Origin of the sequence: Streptomyces sp. NBC_00358 (assembly GCF_036099295.1) — a bacterium.
Classification (GTDB): Bacteria; Actinomycetota; Actinomycetes; order Streptomycetales; family Streptomycetaceae; genus Streptomyces.
The window spans coordinates 6,418,799-6,437,773 of record NZ_CP107976.1; the positions used below are offsets into that span (position 1 = coordinate 6,418,799).

The following is an 18,975-nucleotide window of genomic DNA, read 5'->3' on the forward strand; positions in this document are numbered from 1 at the left end:
GTGGACCCGGACGGTCGGCCCAGGTGATCGGAAGATCAGGCCTGGTTCTTGAGGATGTAGTTCGTCGCGTCGCCGACGGTCTTGAGGTTCTTGACGTCGTCGTCCGGGATCTTGACGTCGAAGCGCTCTTCGGCGGCGACGACGACCTCGACCATGGACAGCGAGTCGACGTCCAGGTCGTCGGTGAAGGACTTGTCCAGCTGGACGTCCTCGGTGGGGATCCCGGCGATCTCGTTGACGATCTCGGCGAGACCTTCGACGATCTCTTCCTGAGTGGCGGCCATGTCAGGCGCTCCTTCGGTGTGTTTCCAGAGGGGTGGCGGTTTTCCGTACGGACCGGATGATCCGGTACGGAGTGCCTAGGGGAGGGTAACGACCGTCGCGGCGTACACGAGACCCGCCCCGAAGCCGATGACGAGCGCGGTGTCGCCGCTCTTCGCCGCACCGGTCGCCAGGAGCCGCTCCATCGCGAGCGGAATCGAGGCGGCCGAGGTGTTGCCGGTGGTACGCACATCACGCGCGACCGTGACGTGTCCCGGCAGTTTCAGCGTCTTCACCATCGAGTCGATGATCCGCTCGTTGGCCTGGTGGGGAATGAAGACATCCAGGTCGTCCGAGGTGATCCCGGCCGCGTCCAGCGCCTGCTGGGCGACCTTCGCCATCTCGAACACGGCCCAGCGGAACACCGCCTGGCCCTCCTGCGTGATGGCAGGGAACTTGATCTCGCCCTTGGAGTCGAGCGGGAGCTCTGAGACGTCGCCGATCCTGAAGCGGTCCCACGGCACGGTCTGCTTGATCGTGCCGGCCTTGTCGCCCTCGCTGCCCCAGACGGTGGGGCCGATGTGCGGCTCCTCGGAGGGACCCACGACGATCGCGCCCGCGCCGTCGCCGAACAGGAACGCCGTCGCGCGGTCCTCCAGGTCGGTGAGGTCGGACAGCCGCTCCACGCCGATGACGAGGACGTACTCCGCCGAACCCTCGACGATCATGCCCTTGGCGAGGGTCAGGCCGTAGCCGAAGCCCGCGCAGCCGGCCGAGATGTCGAAGGCCGCGGCCTTGTTCGTGCCGAGCTTGTCGGCGATCTCGGTGGCGATGGCCGGGGTCTGGCTGAAGTGCGACACGGTGGCGACCACCACGGCGCCGATCTGGTCGGCGTTGATCCCGGCGTCGGCGATGGCCTTGCCGGACGCCTCGATCGACATCGCGGCGACGGTCTCCTCGTCGGACGCCCAGTGCCGGGTCTCGATGCCGGAGCGCGAGCGGATCCATTCGTCGGACGAGTCGATCGTCTCCAGGATCACCTCGTTGGGCACCACCCGGACGGGACGGTAACCGCCGACGCCGAGGATGCGCGCGAACGGAGCGCCCTTGGGTGCCTTGATCTTCGACATGCTCTCGGGCTCCTTTAGGCCGCGCTGTGCTCGGCGATGAGCTCGCGAGCCGCGTCGAGGTCGTCGGGTGTCTTCAGGGCCAGCGTCTTGACGCCGGGGAGCGCGCGCTTGGCCAGACCGGTCAGCGTGCCGCCGGGGCACACCTCGATCAGCGCGGTCGCGCCGAGTTCCTTGAAGGTCTCCATGCACAGGTCCCAGCGGACCGGGTTGGCGACCTGGCCGACCAGGCGCGAGACGACCTCGGTACCGGAGGTGACGGCCTGGCCGTCCCGGTTCGACACGTAGACGGTGCGCGGGTCGGCCGGGCTCAGTTCCTCGGCGGCCTTCGCCAGCGCCTCGACCGCGGGGGCCATGTGGTGGGTGTGGAACGCGCCCGCCACCGTCAGGGCCACCACGCGCCGTACGCCCTCGGGCTTGTCCGCCTCCAGGGCGGCGAGCTGCTCCAGGGTGCCGGCGGCCACGATCTGGCCCGCGCCGTTCACGTTCGCCGGAGTCAGCCCCAGCTTCTCCAGGTGCGCGACCGTCGTGTCGGGGTCTCCGCCGAGCAGCGCCGACATACCGGTCCGCGTGATGGCGGCGGCGTCGGCCATCGCGAGCCCGCGCTTGCGTACGAGGGTCAGCGCGGCGGTGTCGTCGAGCACTCCCGCGAACGTGGCCGCGGTGATCTCGCCGACGCTGTGGCCGGCGACGGCACCGGGGTTCACGTCGCCGAGGGCGGCGGCGGACAGCAGGCCGGCGGCGACCAGGAGCGGCTGTGCGACGGCCGTGTCACGGATCGCGTCCGCGTCGGCCTGCGTGCCGTAGTGGGCAAGGTCGAGCCCGATGGCGTCCGACCACGCGGCGAGGCGTTCGGCGGCGCCGGGGAGGTCGAGCCAAGGAGTCAGGAAGCCGGGCGTCTGAGCGCCCTGGCCGGGAGCGACGAGTACGAGCACTCTCACACTCTCTCTTGTGGACGGCCACGGCCGCCCGTGGGGACAGGGACGAAGAACACGAGAGGGAATTGTAGGTCCCCGACAAAAGGCTAGGTCTGGGGATCTCCATCGGCCAGACGCCCCAGGATCAGCGCGATCCGCAGCGTGAACGCGGATCGTACATCCGAGGGTGACCAGCCGGTGACGTCAGTCACACGTCGGAGCCGGTAGCGCACGGTGTTGGGGTGGACGAAGAGCATCCGGGCGGCGCCTTCGAGACTGCTGGCCTGCTCCAGATAGACGCTGAGCGTCTCCAGCAGCGCGGAGCCTGCCTCCTCCAGCGGTCTGTAGATCTCCTCCACCAACTGCTCGCGGGCGGACGGGTCTCCGGCGATCGCGCGTTCGGGCAGCAGATCGTCCGCCAGTACCGGGCGCGGGGCGTCCTGCCAGGCAAAACACGCCTTCAGACCGGCCGCCGCGGCCTGCGCGGACCGGGTCGCGGCGAGCAGGTCGGGCACGATCGGCCCGGCGACGACGGAGCCGGCGGCGTACGGACCGATGAGTGACTTGGCGACCGCGAGCGGGTTGTCGCTGCCGCCCGCGATGACGACCAGCCGGTCCCCGAGCACTCCCGTCAGCACCTGAAGCTTGGCGTGCCGGGCGGCCCGCCGGATCGCCTCGACCGTCAGCTCGCTGTCACCGTCGGGTGCCGTGCCCAGCACCACGCAGACATGGTCGGGCGAGTTCCAGCCGAGCGCGGCGGCCCGGGAGACGGCGCCCTCGTCGGCCTCGCCGGAGAGCACGGCGTTCACGACGAGCGATTCCAGCCGGGCGTCCCAGGCGCCGCGTGCCTCCGCGGCCTGCGCGTACACCTGGGCGGTGGCGAAGGCGATCTCGCGGGCGTACACCAGGAGCGCCTCGCGCAGCACGCCCTCGTCGCCCGGGGCGGCGACCTCGTCGATCGCGCTCTCCATGACCTCGATCGTGGTCCGCACCATCTCCACCGTCTGGCGCAGGGTGATGGCCCTGGTCAGCTCGCGCGGCGCGGTCCCGAAGACGTCGGTGGAGATGGCCTGCGGCGCGTCCGGGTGCCGGAACCACTCGGTGAAGGCGGCGATACCGGCCTGGGCGACCAGCCCGATCCAGGAGCGGTTCTCCGGGGGCATGGCCCGGTACCACGGCAGCGTCTCGTCCATCCGCGTGATGGCCTGGGCGGCGAGACTGCCGGCCGACTTCTCCAGCCGCTTGAGGGTCGCGGTGTGCATCTGGACGTCATGCGCTGGGCGCTCGGTCTTGCTGGCTTCGGGTTCGGGCACGGGACAAGACTGCCTTATCCGGACGGAGCTGTGCGGCGGCGGGTCGCAAGTAAGCGCGGGGCGGTCGCCGGGCCGGGGCTACGGTGGGGGAGTGATGGACGTCCGCCGCGCCGACGAGCGCTACCGCGGAGGGGACCCGGCGGCCGGGATCTCCTCGCTCCACGCCTTTTCCTTCGGCCCGCACTACGACCCCGACAACCTCCGCTTCGGCGCGGTGATCGCCTGCAACGAGGAGTGGCTCGCCCCCGGCGCCGGCTTCGACGAGCACCCGCACAGCCACACCGAGATCGTCACCTGGGTGGTGGAAGGGGAGCTGACCCATCGTGACTCGGCGGGCCACGAGACGGTGCTGCGTCACGGCGACGTCCAGCGGCTGAGTTCCGCGGGCGGCGTCCGCCATGTCGAGCGCAACGACGGCGAGCTGCCGCTGGTCTTCGTGCAGATGTGGCTGGCTCCGCTGGAACCGGGCGGCGACCCCGCCTACGAGACCGTCCGGGGCATCGCGGACTCCACCCCGTACGCCGTCCCCGAGGCGGGCGCCATGCTCCATGTGCGCCGGCTGACGGCGGGCGAGCGCACGGCCGTCCCCGACGCGCCCTTCGTCTACGTCCATGTCGTGCGCGGTGAGGTCCGGCTGGACGGCGTGGAGCTGGGGGAGGGTGACGCGGCCCGCGTCACGGACGCCAAGGACATGGAACTGGTCGCGGGTGTCCCCGCCGAGCTGCTGCTGTGGGAGATGGCGGTCGGCTGACACCGGGGCCGGCGCCCGTACGGCCGCCCTACGCCGTCGCGTCGAGCTCGCGGATCAGCCGGTCTCCCTCGCGGGTCATGATCTCCGGGTCGCGCAGGGCGTTGGAGAGCAGGGACATGCCCTGGTAGGCGCCGACGAGCGTGAGCGCGCGGCCCGCCGGGTCGGTGGCGCCGATCTCCCCGTACTGCCGTTCGACCCAGTCCAGCAGTCGACGGACGACCTGTCCCGCCAGGAGGTCGAGTCCGCCCTCCTCCCGCTTGTCGAGCTCGGCGGCGAGGGTGCCGGTGGGGCATCCGTAACGCGCCGCGGTGTCCCGCGCGGAGACCCACGCCGTGATGAGCCCCTTGAGGCGGGACCGCGGATCGGGGAGCCGGTCGAGCTCGTCGGTGAGCTCCCGGAGACGGTCGGCGTGCTCGGTGAGCGCGGCCTCGACCAGCTCGTCCTTGGTCTTGAAGTAGTAGTACACGTTGCCCGCCGGGACCTCGGCGGCGCGGGCGATGTCGGCGATCGTCGTGCGCTCCACGCCCTGCTCGTGCAGCACCCGGGCCGCCGCCGCCGTCAGCTTCCGCCGCTTGCCGGCCGCCTTGGCCCGCGGCCCCCGCGGCATCTCTGAGTCAGTCACCCGACTGACTATAGACAGCCCGCCTCCGCCTTGCTAGCGTCCCGTCCATCGAGTTAGTCAGTCGACTAACTAATCAGCTTGTGCCGAGGAGATCGACATGTACGTGGTGACGGGTGCGACCGGGAACGTCGGAGGCGCGCTGGTGCGGACGCTCGCCGGGGCCGGACTGCCGGTGACGGCCGTGGCCCGGAGGATCGCCGGGGCCGATGTGCCCGAGGGGGTCCGCGCGGTCGCCGCCGACCTGGCCGAACCGGCCGGGCTCGGACCGGCGTTCGAGGGCGCCGCGGCGCTGTTCCTGCTGGTGGCGGGGGAGGACCCGTACGGCGTCCTGGGCGCGGCGAAGACCGCCGGAATCCGCCGCGTGGTGCTGCTGTCCTCGCAGGGCGCGGGGACGCGCCCGCAGGCCTACGCGCACCCGGCCCGCTTCGAGAAGGCCCTGTGGGAGTCCGGCCTCGACGGGACGGTCCTGCGGTCGGGCGGGATGGACACCAACGCCCTCGCGTGGGCCGGGTCGATCCGCGCCCGGCGGGAGGCCGCGGCGCCGTTCGGCGACATCGGCCTGCCCTTCGTCGACCCCGAGGACGTCGCGGCCGTCGCGGCGGCCGCCCTGCGCGAGGGCGCCCACGCCGGGGCCACCTACACCCTGACCGGCCCCGCGCCGACCACCCCACGCGAACGGGCCGCCGCGATCGGCGCCGCCCTGGGCGAGCCGGTGCGCTTCACCGAGCAGACCCGGGAGGAGGCGTACGCCGTGATGGCGGCCTTCATGCCGCCGCCCGTGGTCGAGGGCACCCTGGCCGTCCTGGGTGAACCGACCGAGGAGGAGCGGCGGGTCGGCCCCGACGTGGAGCGCGTCCTCGGCCGCGCCCCGGGCACCTTCGCGGCCTGGGCGCGGCGCAACGCGGCGGCGTTCCGCTGACGGCCCCGGGACCCGTCGCCGCACGGCGACGGGAGGTTCCGCGGCAGGAGGGCCCGCGGCAGGATGTCCGCGTCAGGCTGTCCGTGTCAGGAGGCGAGGTCGGCCAGCACCGCGTCCGTGAACGGGGTCCACGCCTCGACGGCCCAGGGCCCGAAGGTCCGGTCGGTCAGCGCGACGCAGGCGGCGCCCACGGCCGGGTCCACCCACAGGAACGTACCGGCCTGACCGAAGTGGCCGAAGGTCCGCGGCGAGGACGAACTGCCCGTCCAGTGGGGCGACTTGGAGTCCCGGATCTCGAAGCCGAGGCCCCAGTCGTTCGGGCTCTGATGGCCGTAGCCCGGCAGGACCCCCTTGGTCCCGGGGTACTGGACCGTCATCGCCTCCGCGACCGTGCGCGGGTCCAGCAGCCGGGGCGCCTGGAGCTCGGCGGCGAACCGGACGAGGTCGTCCACCGTCGAGACACCGTCCTTCGCGGGCGAACCGTCCAGCGTCGTCGCGGTCATGCCGAGCGGTTCGAGGACCGCCTGGCGCAGATACTCCGCGAAGGGCATGTCCGCCGCCTTGGCGATGTGGTCCCCGAGCACCTCGAACCCGGCGTTGGAGTACAGCCGCCGCTCGCCGGGCGCGAAGGTCGCCCGGTGCTCGTCGAAGGCCAGACCGGAGGTGTGCGCGAGCAGATGGCGGACCGTCGAACCGGTGGGCCCGGCCGGTTCGTCGAGCTCGATCGCCCCCTCCTCGTACGCGACGAGCGCGGCGTACGCGGCGAGCGGCTTGGTGACGGAGGCCAGCGCGAAACGGTGCCCGCCGGGACCGTGGGAGCCGGCCACCGTACCGTCCGCGCGGACGACCGCGGCGGCGGCGGTGGGAACGGGCCAGTTCGAGATCAGCGCCAGGCTCTGCAAGGACATGCCCACGAGCCTAAGCGGCTCTCGCGTCCGGCCGCACCGAGGGTCCGGCGAGGGTGAGGACCACGAGGACCGCGCCGGAGTCCTCGGGTGATCCGCCCGCGAGCCACCGCTTCCCGGCCACGTCCTGGCATTTTCGGCGGATTCGGCTTGCTTGGAGTGCACTCCAGGGTTTTAGCGTGGGGCCATGACGGTGATGGAGACCACAGCCGAGGCCACCGGGACCGGCACCGGGACGGACATCTGTGCCGGTCCTCCCGAGCGGGAGCGGCGCCCGGACGGCCAGGACAACTACACGATCAGCGAGGTCGTCGCCTTCACCGGCCTCAGCGCGCACACCCTGCGCTGGTACGAGCGCATCGGGCTGATGCCGCACATCGACCGCTCGCACACCGGCCAGCGCCGCTACAGCAACCGCGACCTGGACTGGCTCGGTCTCGTCGGCAAGCTCCGGCTCACCGGGATGTCGGTCGCCGACATGGTCCGCTACGCGGAGATGGTGCGCGCGGGCGACCACACCTACCTGGAGCGCTACGAACTCCTGGAGGCGACCCGGCGGGACGTCCAGGCCCGGATCGCGGAGCTCCAGGACACCCTCGCCGTGCTCGACCGGAAGATCAGTTTCTACGGCGACGCGGGCCGGGCCCTCGCCTCCGAGAGGGCCTGACAGCATCCGACGCGATTCCCGGCCGGGCGGGGGCGGCACGCGCCACCGCCCGGCCGAGGCCTGGCCCGCCCCGCCCACTAAAGCTGGGCGAGCAGCTCCGCCTTCTTGACCGAGAACTCCTCGTCCGTGACGAGACCCGCCTCGTGCAGCTCCCCGAGATGCCGGATCCGGTCGGCGATGTCGGCCGGATCCCGGTGCGGCACGGAGGAGGCGGCCACCGGCGCCGGGCTCGCGGAGCGCGTGGCGGCGAGCACGGCCGCCGCGAACGGCAGCGACTCGTGCACCGGCCCGTACCCGAGCCCGAAGACGACCGCCGCCGGGTCCTGGTCCGCCTGGGCGGGCTGGGCCGCGGCGGGCTCCCGCCGCAGCAGACGCAGATGGCCCTCGAACACCTCAGGGGAGCGCCATTCCACGCCGCACAGGGCGGAGACCGGGAAGGTCTGGTCGCCGGCCTTCCACTTCGCCGAGGACGCGCCCGTCCAGAACCACCGGAAGGACACCGCCTTCCCGTCGAAGGAGGCCTTCCCGTCGTAGGCCTTGAAGTGCAGCGGACCCTCGGGCGGCCGCACGAGATAGCGCTCGGCGGGCTCGTCGTCCGTGGTGAGCTGTTCACGCAGCTCGTCCGCGTAGTACTCGGCGAGCGTCTCGCGCTCCGCGGGCAGCACCAGGCGATAGGGGTCGCACCCCTCCTTGAGCTGTCCCGCGGCCGCCTCCATCAGCGGATCGGCGCCCGGTCTCGGCACCGCACGCAGAACGACCGTGCCTCGCTTCCCGGGCGTCAGCGTCACCGCCGCGATCGCCTCCAGGGGGATACGGCGTTCGCCGAGCGCCTGGAAGAGCTTCGGCGTGCGGATCCCCCGTTCGAAGCGGATGAGCACGGAGTCGGACTCGAACTCCCAGGCGGCATGAAATCCGGCCAGTACGTCACCCATGCGGGCCATCGTATGCGGCACGCAAGCCTCCGTCGCCTCTCTGGGCGGACCGCAGTTTTTCGTCCTCTACGCGCGTCAGGCCGATACACCGGCGGACAAACCCGTCCGGCATACGTCATCATCGTGCGCACATCGGACCGCGCGGTACGCGCCGATCCCGATCTCCGCGAAGTTGCGGAGACTCTCCGTACCCGGCTCGAAGTAACCGGCGTGCCCCTTCGCCCCGTCCGCGGACAGCAGGCGCGCCCCGAACCCCTTCGACACCGGGTCCGCGCCGTGCCCGAGGCCTCCGACCTCCAGGTGCGGCACGTCCTGGATCCAGTCGTCGGCGTCGCGCATCGCCCAGACCCGGGCGGCGGTGTGCAGGTTCGCGGCCTTCGACGCCCGCATGCCGGGGCTGCCCGCGACCGCTATGTCCGACACCCGGGAGGGCAGCGAGGAGGCGGCCACCCCGCACAGCACCGAGCCGTAGCTGTGGCAGTACAGCGCCACCTCCGCACTCCCCGGCAGTGCCCGCACCAGCGCGTTCAGCCGTACCGCGCCTTCCTCGGCGCGCATGGCGGTGGCCGCGTCGATGCCGAGCCCGTTGGGCGCCGTGTAGTCGGCCCACGCGATCACGGCCGTACGCGTGGCCGGGTCCGCCGCGCGCTCCGCCCGGTACAGCGAGCCCGCCATGCCGACCGGCGCCGAGTACTGCTTGTACGTGCGCTGGAAGGTGAGCAGGTCGGTGTCGACACCGGGCACCACGACCGAGACGCGGCGGGCCTTGTCGAGGTCACCGAAGACCTCGGCGACCCGTCCCGAACCGTTCGGGTCGAAGGCGAGGATCTTGCGGCCCTTGTGCAGCAGCGCCTCGTAGCGGTGCATCCGGCGGCCCGCGTCCTGCTGGCCGAGCGAGGACAGCTGGCTGTCGTGCATGCGCTTGTGCTCGACCACGCGCTCGTGCTTCAGCGCGAGACGGTTCGCCGCGTAGCGCAGGGTGACGGGCGCCCCGTTCATGTTGCCGACCGCGAGCGGGTAGCGGTGGGCGAGCCCGGAACGCTGCTGGGCGTCGAGCGTGGTGAAGAACCGGGCCAGCTCGTCCGCGGCGGAGTCCGGGTCCGGCAGTCCGTGCCCGGCGATGCTGCCGTGCTCCCACGCGGAGCGGGACGCCTGGAGCGGAGAGGCTGCCCGGTGGCTGTGGAGCGCGGTCCAGCCACTGGTGGCCAGCATCACGAACACCACGGCCAGTGCGAGCAGTGCGCGCCAGACGCTGAGTTGGGGGGGTGTGTCGAAGGAAGTCACTGAGAGGACACCCTAGGAGAAGTGAGGAGCCTCCCGTTAAACGAGTGACTGGGATCACGTTTCTGATGGGGTGATTGGGGCAAACCGGGTTCAGTTTGAGATAAATAGTGACACTCTGTACGTACATCTCTGCGATGCGTGTGCGATATGTGACGCTCCGCGTCGGGGTGTTGCGATTCCGCGGGGCTCTCGCGGGAGCACTCGCGGGGGTGTCACCCGTACAACGAGCGCGTGCCCGTGCGGGGTTCCGTATACGGACCGGCGCCGGGATTTCGCGCGGCGGGCTTCACGGGGCGTCACGCCGGAACTCCCCGGGGTGACGGCACGCGGCGTCGGGCTGTCGTCACCGGAACGTCACCGCGGCGCGGTGCCCCACTTCTCCGCCAACGCGGGCCCCAGATGGTCGAGATAGGCGGCCGTCAGCTCACGGATCGCCTCGACGCTGGTGTCCTCGCCCGCCCCCCACAGCCGGCCCGTCACCCGCATCACCCCGCCGAACACCGCGACCGCGATGCGGGGGCGCGGGTCCGTGTCCACGTCGAGGCCCTCACGCTCCGCGATCAGCCGTGCGATCTCCTCCTCGATCTCCTCCGACCGGCGCAGGTGGACGGCGAGCAGCGCGGGTGTCGACTCGATCAACTGATAGGTCCGCATGTGCAGTTCGATCGGCACGACGGCCTCGATCGCCTCGCCGATGGTGTCCCAGCTCTCCAGGACCGCCCGGCGCAGCGCCTCCAACGGGGCCTCGTGGAGCGGCCGTTCACGCACCGCGGCGATGAAGTGCGACTCGGTGAGCCGCTGCAGGAACAGGGCGGCGTCCTCCTTGCCGGCGAAGTAGCGGAAGAAGGTGCGCTGGGAGACGTCGACGGCCTCGGCGATCTCGTCGACGGTCGTCCGCTCGTAACCCTGGGTGGTGAACAGTTCGAGGGCGGCCCGCAGCAGCGCGTCCCGGGTGCGCTGCTTCTTGCGCTCCCGCAGCCCGGGGCGTGGCGCCGCCGGGTCCGCCGCGCCGTCCGTCTCCGCCGTGTCGACCGTGTCCGTCATGGTGTCGCGATCTCTCCTGTCCGAACTGTTCGCCCTGTTCAGCCTATCTGTGAGTGACGTGACAGTTACCGACTTGTGAATCGGTTTGTCAATTGTCAGCGGCTGTCACTAGCCTCGAAAAATGACTAGTCAGACCACCATCGACAAGACGGGCCCGGGGGACAAGACTCCGGTCTCCCCGTTGGACCGGGCTCCGTCCACGGGCCTGCGCGGCCATCCGTGGTTCACCCTCATCACCGTGGCCGTCGGGGTCATGATGGTGGCCCTGGACGGCACCATCGTGGCCATCGCCAACCCCGCCATCCAGAAGGACCTCGGCGCGACCTTCGCCGACGTCCAGTGGATCACCAACGGCTACTTCCTCGCCCTGGCGGTCTCCCTCATCACCGCGGGCAAGCTCGGGGACCGCTTCGGCCACCGGCAGACCTTCCTGATCGGCGTGACCGGCTTCGCCGCCGCGTCCGGCGCCATCGGCCTGTCGCACAGCATCGCCTTCGTGGTCACCTTCCGCGTCTTCCAGGGCCTGTTCGGCGCGCTGCTCATGCCGGCCGCGCTCGGCCTGCTCCGCGCGACCTTCCCGGCCGAGAAGCTGAACATGGCGATCGGCATCTGGGGCATGGTCATCGGCGCCTCCACCGCGGGCGGCCCGATCCTCGGCGGTCTGCTCGTCCAGCACGTGAGCTGGCAGTCGGTGTTCTTCATCAACGTGCCGGTCGGCCTGATCGCCCTCGTGCTGGGCCTGCTGATCCTGCTCGACCACCGCGCCGAGAACGCCCCGCGCTCCTTCGACATCCTCGGCATCGTGCTGCTGTCCGGCGCGATGTTCTGCCTGGTCTGGGCGCTCATCAAGGCCCCGGCCTGGGGCTGGGGCGACGGCAAGACCTGGATCTTCCTGGGGCTGTCGGTCCTGGGCTTCGCGCTGTTCTCCTTCTGGGAGACGCGCGTGAAGGAACCGCTGATCCCGCTCGCCCTCTTCCGCTCCGTCCCGCTCTCGGCGGGCGTGGTGCTGATGGTGCTCATGGCCATCGCGTTCATGGGCGGCCTGTTCTTCGTGACGTTCTACCTCCAGAACGTGCACGGCATGAGCCCGGTCGACGCGGGCCTGCACCTGCTGCCGCTCACCGGCATGATGATCGTCGGCTCCCCGCTCGCGGGTCTGGCCATCACCAAGCTCGGCCCGCGCATCCCGCTCGCGAGCGGCATGGCGGCCACCGCGATCGCCATGTACGGCATGTCGACGCTGGAGGCCGACACCTCCAGCGGCCTGATGTCCATCTGGTTCGCCCTGCTCGGCTTCGGCCTCGCGCCGGTCATGGTCGGAGCCACCGAGGTCATCGTGGGCAACGCCCCGATGGAGCTCTCCGGTGTCGCCGGCGGTCTCCAGCAGGCCGCGATGCAGGTCGGCGGAAGCCTCGGCACGGCCGTCCTGGGCGCCGTGATGGCCTCCAAGGTCGACAGCGACCTCCCGGGCAACTGGACGGACGCCAAGCTGCCGCCGCTCACCCCGGCCCAGCTCGACCAGGCCTCCGAGGCGGTCAGGGTCGGCGTCGCGCCGGTCACCAAGGACACTCCGGCCGCCATCGCGGCGCAGATCACCGATGTCGCCCACGAGACCTTCATCTCCGGGATGAGCCTCGCGTGCCTCGTCGCCGCCGTAGTCGCCGTGGTGGCCGTCTTCGTCGCGCTGCTCACCAAGCGCGGCGAGAACGCGGAGGCCGCGGGAGCGGGCGCCGGACACATCTGACGGACGGGCCGCGCACCGGCAGGCCTGGTCGCGTGGAACGGGGGTACCCGACTCATCGACCCGAACCGACCGCGAGGTCACGGGAGTTCAGGAGATGATGATGGCGGGCTTCGGAAACGGTACGCGCAGGTACCCCCGTTCACGTGGCCGCACAGGATCACGGACCGGGCCGGACAGCGCGACCCTGGGGATCATCGGCACCGTGTGCGCGGTGGCCGGGTTCTTCACGCTGGGGATCGTCCTCGGGCCGGCCGCGATGGTCTGCGGCTGGCTCGCGATGGGCCGCCGCTGGACCGGCTCGGGGCCGGTGCCGGCGCTGATAGCCCTGGTGCTGGGAGCGATCGACACACTCCTGGCGGTCATCTGGCTGGCCGGCGGAACAGGCCCCGGCCTGCTCTGACCCCGGCCGGCCACGGACACCCGTGCCGGGAGCCCACGCGACACAGGGTTCCCGGCACTCGGGTCCGTCCCATCCCGCCGTCCCGGGCTGGAACGGCTCGGCTCGGCGCCCACGAGGTGCCGCCGTGCCCGCCCGTGCCACCCCGGGCGGCACGCATGCCCGCAGCTTCAGGTGGGGGAGTGCTCCTCCGACCCGGCGGACAGGGGACGCGGCAGGACTCCCGGGCCGCCGGTCAGCGCGGCGACCTCCGCCCGCAGCGCCCGTACCTCCGCCGTGAGCGCCTCGATCGCCGCGGTCTGCCGCCGCTCCTCCACGTCGTCCTTCTCGAACCGGGAGATGAACCAGGCGGCGATGTTCGCGGTGACCACGCCGAGAAGGGCGATCCCGGAGAGCATCAGCCCGACCGCGAGGACCCGGCCCATCCCCGTCGTCGGGGCGTGATCGCCGTACCCGACGGTCGTCATCGTCGTGAACGACCACCACACCGCGTCACCCAGCGTCTTGATGTTCCCGTTCGGCGAGTCCCGCTCCACCGACAGCACGGCGAGCGAACCGAACATCAGCAGGCCGATGACCGCGCCCCCGACGTACGTCGTCAGCCGGATCTGCGAGGCCATCCGGGCGCGCCGCCCCACCAGCGTCAGCGTGGCGACGAGCCGCAGCAGCCGCAGCGGCTGCAGGATCGGCAGGATGACGGCACACAGGTCCAGCCAGTGGTCGCGGACGAAGGCCCGCCGCCGCCGGGCGAGCGCGAGCCGCACGAGATAGTCCGTGGCGAACGCCCCCCAGACCACCCACTCCACCACCGTGCAGGTGAACGTCACCGAAGGGCCGGCATCGCTGTCCACGATCGGCACGGCGTACCCGAGGGCGAACGCCACCGCGAGGACGAGCAGGGGCCGCTGGGTGTGCAGCTCCCAACGGGCCTGTGCCGATTCTTCCCTCATGTCCCGCATCGTAGAAAGAAAAAGAGGGAGGGGCGGCGGGCCCACGGCCCGCCGCCCCCGCTCCGCCGTAAGGACGGCTACGCGTCGCCGCCCGCCGCGCCCGGGTCGGCCGCCGTCACGTCGAGCAGCTGATAGCGGTCGACCGCCTGCTTCAGCACCGACCGGTCCACCTTGCCCTCACGGGCCAGCTCGGTCAGCACGGCGACCACGATCGACTGCGCGTCGATGTGGAAGAAGCGCCGCGCCGCGCCGCGCGTGTCCGCGAAGCCGAAGCCGTCAGCGCCGAGGGACTGGTAGGTGCCCGGCACCCACCGCGCGATCTGGTCGGGAACCGATCGCATCCAGTCGGAGACGGCCACGAAGGGACCCTGGGCGGCGGACAGTTTCCGCGTCACATAGGGGACGCGCTGCTCCTCCTCGGGGTGCAGCAGATTGTGCCGCTCCACGTCGACGGCCTCGCGCCGCAGCTCGTTCCAGGACGTCGCCGACCAGACGTCGGCCCTGACGTTCCACTCCTCGGAGAGGATCCGCTGGGCTTCCAGCGCCCACGGGACCGCGACTCCGGAGGCCATGATCTGCGCGGGGATGCTGCCCGAGGTGCCCTCGCTGAAGCGGTGGAGGCCCTTGAGGATGCCCTCGGCGTCCACGTTCTCCGGCTCGGACGGGTGCTGGAGCGGCTCGTTGTAGACGGTGAGGTAGTAGAAGACGTCCTCGCCGTGCGGGTGTTCCTCGGACGAGCCGTACATGCGGCGCAGACCGTCCTGGACGATGTGCGCGATCTCGAAGCCGAACGCCGGGTCGTAGGCCACACAGCCCGGGTTCGTCGAGGCGAGCAGCTGCGAGTGGCCGTCCGCGTGCTGGAGCCCCTCACCGGTCAGCGTCGTACGTCCGGCGGTCGCGCCCAGGACGAAACCGCGCGCAAGCTGGTCCGCCATCTGCCAGAACTGGTCACCCGTGCGCTGGAAACCGAACATCGAGTAGAAGACGTAGACCGGGATGAGCGGCTCGCCGTGTGTGGCGTACGCCGAACCCGCGGCGATCAGCGAGGCGGTGCAGCCGGCCTCCGAGATGCCGTCGTGCAGCATCTGGCCGGTCGGCGACTCCTTGTAGGCGAGCAGCAGTTCGCGGTCCACCGACTCGTACTGCTGGCCGAGCGGGTTGTAGATCTTCGCACTCGGGAAGAACGAGTCCATGCCGAAGGTGCGGTACTCGTCGGGCGCGATCAGCACGAACCGCTTGCCGATCTCCTTGTCCCGCATGAGGTCCTTGAGCAGTCGCACAAAGGCCATGGTCGTCGCGATGGACTGCTGGCCCGAGCCCTTCTTCACGCTCGCGTACGTCTTGTCCTCGGGCAGGACCAGCGGCTTCGACCGCACGACGCGCGTCGGGACGTACCCGCCGAGCGACTTGCGGCGGTCGTGCATGTACTGGATCTCCTCCGAGTTCCGGCCCGGGTGGTAGTACGGCGGCGCGCCGTCCTCCAGTTCCCGGTCGGAGATCGGCAGGTGCAGCCGGTCGCGGAAGCCCTTGAGGTCGGCGACCGTCAGCTTCTTCATCTGGTGCGTGGCGTTGCGGCCCTCGAAGTTCGGGCCGAGCGTCCAGCCCTTGACCGTCTGCGCCAGGATCACCGTCGGCTGGCCCTTGTGCTCCTTGGCCGCCGAGAACGCCGCGTAGATCTTCTTGTGGTCGTGACCGCCGCGCCCCAGGTGCAGGATCTGGTCGTCGCTCATGCCCTCGACCATCGCGCGCAGCCGGTGGTCGTCGCCGAAGAAGTGCTGGCGGATGTAGGCGCCCGTCTCCGTGGCGTACGTCTGGAACTGGCCGTCCGGCGTGGTGTTCAGCCGGTTGACCAGTACGCCGTCGCGGTCCTGGGCGAGCAGCGGGTCCCAGGTGCGGTCCCAGACCAGCTTGATGACGTTCCAGCCGGCGCCCCGGAACTGCGACTCCAGCTCCTGGATGATCTTGCCGTTGCCGCGTACCGGGCCGTCGAGCCGCTGGAGGTTGCAGTTCACGACGAAGGTCAGGTTGTCCAGGCCCTCGCGCGCGGCGATCGACAACTGGCCGAGCGACTCCGGCTCGTCCATCTCGCCGTCGCCGAGGAACGCCCAGACGTGTGACTTGGAGGTGTCCGCGATGTCGCGCGCCTGCATGTAGCGGTTCATCCGCGCCTGGAAGATCGCGCCGAGCGGGCCGAGGCCCATCGACACGGTCGGGAACTCCCAGAAGTCCGGCATCAGCCGCGGGTGCGGGTACGAGGACAGGCCGTGGGGCGCCTTCGACTTCTCCTGGCGGAACGCGTCGAGCTGCTGCTCGGAGAGCCGGTCGAGGAGGAACGCGCGGGCGTAGATGCCCGGCGAGGCGTGCCCCTGGAAGAAGATCTGGTCGCCGCCGTCGCCCTCGTCCTTGCCGCGGAAGAAGTGGTTGAAGCCGACGTCGTACAGGGAGGCGGAGGAGGCGAAGGTCGCGATGTGGCCGCCCACGCCGATGCCGGGGCGCTGCGCCCTGGAGACCATCACGGCGGCGTTCCAGCGGGTCGCGTTGAGGACCTTGCGCTCGATCTCCTCGTTGCCGGGGAAGAACGGCTCGTCCCTGGTCGCGATCGTGTTCACGTAGTCAGTGCTGCGCATCTCGGGCACGGCCACGCGCTTCTCGCGCGCCCGCTCGATGAGCCGAAGCATCAGATAGCGGGCCCGCTCGCGGCCGCGCTGGTCGACGGCGGCGTCGAGGGAGTCGAGCCACTCCTGAGTCTCCTCAGGGTCGAAGTCCGGGACCTGGCTGGGAAGGCCGCCAATGATGATCGGGTTGCGATCGGATCCGGAAGCCACGCTGTTCCTTCGCTGTCGGAGGGCTGTCTACGGTGGGTTTTCCCTGCATCTGCACCGATGCCCATCGTGTACCTCGGGAACGCGTACGTCATCTCTACCAGGGGGTAACCGAGACGTCCGTGCAGACCGTTGGGACGGGCCCGACCAAAACGTAACGATACGCTCAGGGCGTGACGCGTTCCGCAAAGCCGTTCGGCTCTCGTACGCTCCAAGGGTTCCGAAGGGAACAAATGGGGCAGAAAGGTGTGGTGCCCGTCACGTGGCGTCACGATGGCCCGCCGGGAGTTGCGTCGGCACTGCCAGGATCGTCACCGTTTCGGCGGTCTCGACGGCCGGGTACTTGCGCGATCCGCTCCGCCCGTGTGGACTACGGCCAACGCTTCGCGCACGCGCGTGGCTGAGACTCCCCCGACTCTGGACGAGCGGGGGGAGACCCCAATTCCGAAACATGATCAGGAGGCAAGCCGTGAGCGCGACCGCGGACCACGCGGAGGAGCGGACCAACCCGGCCGCCAGGCTGGGGTTCGAGCCCGGACAGGTGGTCCAGGAGATCGGCTTCGACGACGACGTTGACCACGAGCTCCGTGAAGGCATCGAATCGCTGATCGGCCAGGATCTGGTCGACGAGGACTACGACGACGTCGCTGACGTGGTGCTGTTGTGGTTCCGGGACGAGGACGGCGATCTCACGGACGCACTGGTGGACGTCATCGGTTTCCTCGAGGACGGCGGCAACATCTGGCTGCTGACCCCGAAGACCGGCAGGGACGGTTACGTCGAGCCCAGCGACATCAGTGATGCCGCACAGACAGCCGGCCTCTCCCAGACGAAGAGCATCTCCGTCGGCAAGGAATGGTCTGGCACCCGCCTGGCCACCCCCAAGTCGAAGCGCTGAGCTGCAGGCCCGTCTGCAAGCAGAGCATCCGTGAGGCCCCCGCCGAGCCACCTCGGCGGGGGCCTCACGCATGCCCGCGAACCGGCCCGGGAGACCCGGCGGGGGTCGCGCCGCGGCCGGGAGTCGATCACTGCGTACGCTGGTCGTCACCCGAACAGACCTTTGGAAGGGAAGCGAGTGACTATGGCCATCGAGGTCGGCACCAAGGCCCCGGACTTCGAACTGAAGGACAACCACGGCGCGACCGTGCGACTGTCCGACTTCCGTGGCGAGAAGAACGTGGTCCTGCTCTTCTACCCCTTCGCTTTCACCGGCGTGTGCACCGGCGAGCTGTGCTCCCTGCGCGACAACCTGCCGCAGTTCGCCGACCGTGACACCCAGCTCCTCGCGGTCTCCAACGACTCCATCCACACCCTGCGCGTCTTCGCCGAGCAGGAGGGCCTGGAGTACCCGCTGCTCTCCGACTTCTGGCCGCACGGCAACATTTCGCGCGCCTACGGCGTCTTCGACGAGGACAAGGGCTGCGCCGTGCGCGGCACGTTCATCATCGACAAGGAGGGCGTCGTCCGCTGGACCGTCGTCAACGCGCTGCCGGACGCGCGTGACCTGAACGAGTACGTCAAGGCCCTCGACACCCTGTGATTCTTCGGTTCCGGCCCTGCGGGGCACGGGAACCCGTCACTAGGATCGAACCGTTGATCCGATACCAACGCACCTACGGGGCTCCCCGCCCCTGAACACCATTGGGAGGACTCGTGGGAGTCAGCCTCAGCAAGGGCGGCAACGTATCGCTGTCGAAGGAGGCCCCGGGACTGACCGCGGTCATCGTCGGCCTGGGATGGGACGCCCGGACCACCACCGGCGTGGACTTCGACCTCGACGCCAGCGCCATCCTCACGAACACGGACGGCAAGGTCAGCACCGACCAGAACTTCGTGTTCTTCAACAACCTGAAGAGCCCGGACGGCTCGGTGGAGCACACCGGTGACAACACCACGGGCGAGGGCGAGGGCGACGACGAGCAGATCAAGGTCAACCTCGCCACCGTTCCGGCCGACATCCAGAAGATCGTGTTCCCGGTCTCGATCTACGACGCCGAGAACCGCCAGCAGTCCTTCGGCCAGGTCCGCAACGCCTACATCCGCGTGGTGAACCAGGCCGGCGAGGCGGAGATCGCGCGCTACGACCTCTCCGAGGACGCCTCGACGGAGACCGCGATGGTCTTCGGCGAGCTCTACCGCAACGGCGCCGAGTGGAAGTTCCGCGCCATCGGCCAGGGCTACGCCTCGGGCCTGCGCGGCATCGCGCAGGACTTCGGCGTCAACGTCTGAGCCACAGGGCCCTCGGGCATTTTGGTCCGGTGCCGCACCGCCTCGGTGCGGCACCGGATCCGCCGTACCAAGTGAAGATCGAACCTCGGGG

The 18,975-nt window shown here is 70.4% G+C and carries 19 protein-coding genes; 8 read left to right on the plus strand and 11 right to left on the minus strand.

Annotation, left to right across the window (positions count from 1 at the left end; genetic code table 11):
- Positions 1-35: 35 nt before the first annotated feature.
- From OHT01_RS27280 to OHT01_RS27295, 4 genes are all read right to left on the minus strand, one after another.
- Complete coding sequence (locus tag OHT01_RS27280) at positions 36-284, minus strand: acyl carrier protein (protein ID WP_261702511.1); 249 nt, start codon at positions 282-284, stop codon at positions 36-38.
- 75 nt (positions 285-359) lie between these two features.
- Positions 360-1,391, minus strand: a complete 1,032-nt coding sequence (locus tag OHT01_RS27285) for a ketoacyl-ACP synthase III (protein ID WP_328555751.1) — start codon at positions 1,389-1,391, stop codon at positions 360-362.
- Between the two features lie 14 nt (positions 1,392-1,405).
- On the minus strand, positions 1,406-2,323 hold the full coding sequence (locus tag OHT01_RS27290; RefSeq protein WP_328555752.1) for an ACP S-malonyltransferase: 918 nt from the start codon (positions 2,321-2,323) through the stop codon (positions 1,406-1,408).
- A gap of 89 nt (positions 2,324-2,412) precedes the next feature.
- Complete coding sequence (locus OHT01_RS27295; RefSeq protein ID WP_328555753.1) at positions 2,413-3,618, minus strand: PucR family transcriptional regulator; 1,206 nt, start codon at positions 3,616-3,618, stop codon at positions 2,413-2,415.
- A 94-nt stretch (positions 3,619-3,712) separates the two neighbouring features.
- Here OHT01_RS27295 and OHT01_RS27300 point away from each other — a divergent pair, with 94 nt between their 5' ends.
- Positions 3,713-4,369: a pirin family protein gene (locus OHT01_RS27300; RefSeq protein ID WP_328558283.1), complete on the plus strand. Its 657-nt coding sequence runs from the start codon at positions 3,713-3,715 to the stop codon at positions 4,367-4,369.
- A 28-nt stretch (positions 4,370-4,397) separates the two neighbouring features.
- Here the strand turns inward: OHT01_RS27300 and OHT01_RS27305 are convergent, their stop codons facing one another.
- The gene (locus OHT01_RS27305; protein WP_405917225.1) at positions 4,398-4,991 is read right to left on the minus strand and encodes a TetR/AcrR family transcriptional regulator; all 594 of its coding nucleotides are present in this window, start codon (positions 4,989-4,991) and stop codon (positions 4,398-4,400) included.
- 97 nt (positions 4,992-5,088) lie between these two features.
- Between OHT01_RS27305 and OHT01_RS27310 the strand changes: the two genes are divergently transcribed.
- Positions 5,089-5,910: an NAD(P)H-binding protein gene (locus OHT01_RS27310; protein WP_328555754.1), complete on the plus strand. Its 822-nt coding sequence runs from the start codon at positions 5,089-5,091 to the stop codon at positions 5,908-5,910.
- Between the two features lie 86 nt (positions 5,911-5,996).
- Here OHT01_RS27310 and OHT01_RS27315 read toward each other — a convergent pair whose 3' ends face one another.
- Positions 5,997-6,818 (minus strand): serine hydrolase domain-containing protein, encoded by an 822-nt coding sequence (locus tag OHT01_RS27315; RefSeq protein ID WP_328555755.1) that lies wholly within the window; start codon positions 6,816-6,818, stop codon positions 5,997-5,999.
- Between the two features lie 184 nt (positions 6,819-7,002).
- Between OHT01_RS27315 and OHT01_RS27320 the strand changes: the two genes are divergently transcribed.
- Positions 7,003-7,482, plus strand: a complete 480-nt coding sequence (locus tag OHT01_RS27320) for a MerR family transcriptional regulator (protein WP_328555756.1) — start codon at positions 7,003-7,005, stop codon at positions 7,480-7,482.
- Positions 7,483-7,559: 77 nt separating this feature from the next.
- On the opposite strand, the gene OHT01_RS27325 is transcribed toward OHT01_RS27320, so the two are convergent.
- The 3 genes from OHT01_RS27325 to OHT01_RS27335 all read right to left on the minus strand — a co-directional run bounded on the left by OHT01_RS27325 (position 7,560) and on the right by OHT01_RS27335 (position 10,742).
- Positions 7,560-8,423, minus strand: coding sequence for a DUF4429 domain-containing protein (locus OHT01_RS27325; RefSeq protein WP_328558285.1), 864 nt, complete (start codon positions 8,421-8,423; stop codon positions 7,560-7,562).
- A gap of 66 nt (positions 8,424-8,489) precedes the next feature.
- On the minus strand, positions 8,490-9,698 hold the full coding sequence (locus OHT01_RS27330) for an alpha/beta hydrolase (protein WP_328555757.1): 1,209 nt from the start codon (positions 9,696-9,698) through the stop codon (positions 8,490-8,492).
- A 354-nt stretch (positions 9,699-10,052) separates the two neighbouring features.
- Positions 10,053-10,742 (minus strand): TetR family transcriptional regulator, encoded by a 690-nt coding sequence (locus tag OHT01_RS27335; protein WP_328555758.1) that lies wholly within the window; start codon positions 10,740-10,742, stop codon positions 10,053-10,055.
- Positions 10,743-10,863: 121 nt separating this feature from the next.
- Here OHT01_RS27335 and OHT01_RS27340 point away from each other — a divergent pair, with 121 nt between their 5' ends.
- On the plus strand, positions 10,864-12,486 hold the full coding sequence (locus tag OHT01_RS27340; protein ID WP_328555759.1) for an MFS transporter: 1,623 nt from the start codon (positions 10,864-10,866) through the stop codon (positions 12,484-12,486).
- Positions 12,487-12,583: 97 nt separating this feature from the next.
- On the plus strand, positions 12,584-12,886 hold the full coding sequence (locus OHT01_RS27345) for a small hydrophobic protein (protein WP_328558286.1): 303 nt from the start codon (positions 12,584-12,586) through the stop codon (positions 12,884-12,886).
- A 167-nt stretch (positions 12,887-13,053) separates the two neighbouring features.
- On the opposite strand, the gene OHT01_RS27350 is transcribed toward OHT01_RS27345, so the two are convergent.
- Both OHT01_RS27350 and aceE read right to left on the minus strand, forming a co-directional pair.
- Positions 13,054-13,833 (minus strand): potassium channel family protein, encoded by a 780-nt coding sequence (locus tag OHT01_RS27350; protein ID WP_328555760.1) that lies wholly within the window; start codon positions 13,831-13,833, stop codon positions 13,054-13,056.
- A gap of 77 nt (positions 13,834-13,910) precedes the next feature.
- A complete protein-coding gene (gene aceE / locus OHT01_RS27355) occupies positions 13,911-16,658 on the minus strand; it encodes a pyruvate dehydrogenase (acetyl-transferring), homodimeric type (protein WP_328555761.1) in 2,748 nt (915 codons plus the stop codon).
- A gap of 466 nt (positions 16,659-17,124) precedes the next feature.
- Here aceE and OHT01_RS27360 point away from each other — a divergent pair, with 466 nt between their 5' ends.
- The 3 genes from OHT01_RS27360 (at position 17,125) to OHT01_RS27370 (ending at position 18,884) form a co-directional block, all read left to right on the plus strand.
- On the plus strand, positions 17,125-17,553 hold the full coding sequence (locus tag OHT01_RS27360; protein ID WP_037623441.1) for a DUF3052 domain-containing protein: 429 nt from the start codon (positions 17,125-17,127) through the stop codon (positions 17,551-17,553).
- A 183-nt stretch (positions 17,554-17,736) separates the two neighbouring features.
- On the plus strand, positions 17,737-18,195 hold the full coding sequence (locus tag OHT01_RS27365; protein ID WP_328555762.1) for a peroxiredoxin: 459 nt from the start codon (positions 17,737-17,739) through the stop codon (positions 18,193-18,195).
- Positions 18,196-18,308: 113 nt separating this feature from the next.
- Positions 18,309-18,884 (plus strand): TerD family protein, encoded by a 576-nt coding sequence (locus OHT01_RS27370; RefSeq protein WP_328555763.1) that lies wholly within the window; start codon positions 18,309-18,311, stop codon positions 18,882-18,884.
- The last annotated feature ends 91 nt before the right edge of the window (positions 18,885-18,975 follow it).

Coding starts and splice junctions, on each gene's coding strand:
- OHT01_RS27280 (WP_261702511.1), bottom strand. CDS start 284: ATGGCCGCCACTCAGGAAGAGATCGTCGAAGGTCTCGCCGAGATCGTC.
- OHT01_RS27285 (WP_328555751.1), bottom strand. CDS start 1,391: ATGTCGAAGATCAAGGCACCCAAGGGCGCTCCGTTCGCGCGCATCCTC.
- OHT01_RS27300 (WP_328558283.1), top strand. CDS start 3,713: ATGGACGTCCGCCGCGCCGACGAGCGCTACCGCGGAGGGGACCCGGCG.
- OHT01_RS27310 (WP_328555754.1), top strand. CDS start 5,089: ATGTACGTGGTGACGGGTGCGACCGGGAACGTCGGAGGCGCGCTGGTG.
- OHT01_RS27315 (WP_328555755.1), bottom strand. CDS start 6,818: ATGTCCTTGCAGAGCCTGGCGCTGATCTCGAACTGGCCCGTTCCCACC.
- OHT01_RS27320 (WP_328555756.1), top strand. CDS start 7,003: ATGACGGTGATGGAGACCACAGCCGAGGCCACCGGGACCGGCACCGGG.
- OHT01_RS27325 (WP_328558285.1), bottom strand. CDS start 8,423: ATGGCCCGCATGGGTGACGTACTGGCCGGATTTCATGCCGCCTGGGAG.
- OHT01_RS27335 (WP_328555758.1), bottom strand. CDS start 10,742: ATGACGGACACGGTCGACACGGCGGAGACGGACGGCGCGGCGGACCCG.
- OHT01_RS27340 (WP_328555759.1), top strand. CDS start 10,864: ATGACTAGTCAGACCACCATCGACAAGACGGGCCCGGGGGACAAGACT.
- OHT01_RS27345 (WP_328558286.1), top strand. CDS start 12,584: ATGATGGCGGGCTTCGGAAACGGTACGCGCAGGTACCCCCGTTCACGT.
- OHT01_RS27350 (WP_328555760.1), bottom strand. CDS start 13,833: ATGAGGGAAGAATCGGCACAGGCCCGTTGGGAGCTGCACACCCAGCGG.
- OHT01_RS27365 (WP_328555762.1), top strand. CDS start 17,737: ATGGCCATCGAGGTCGGCACCAAGGCCCCGGACTTCGAACTGAAGGAC.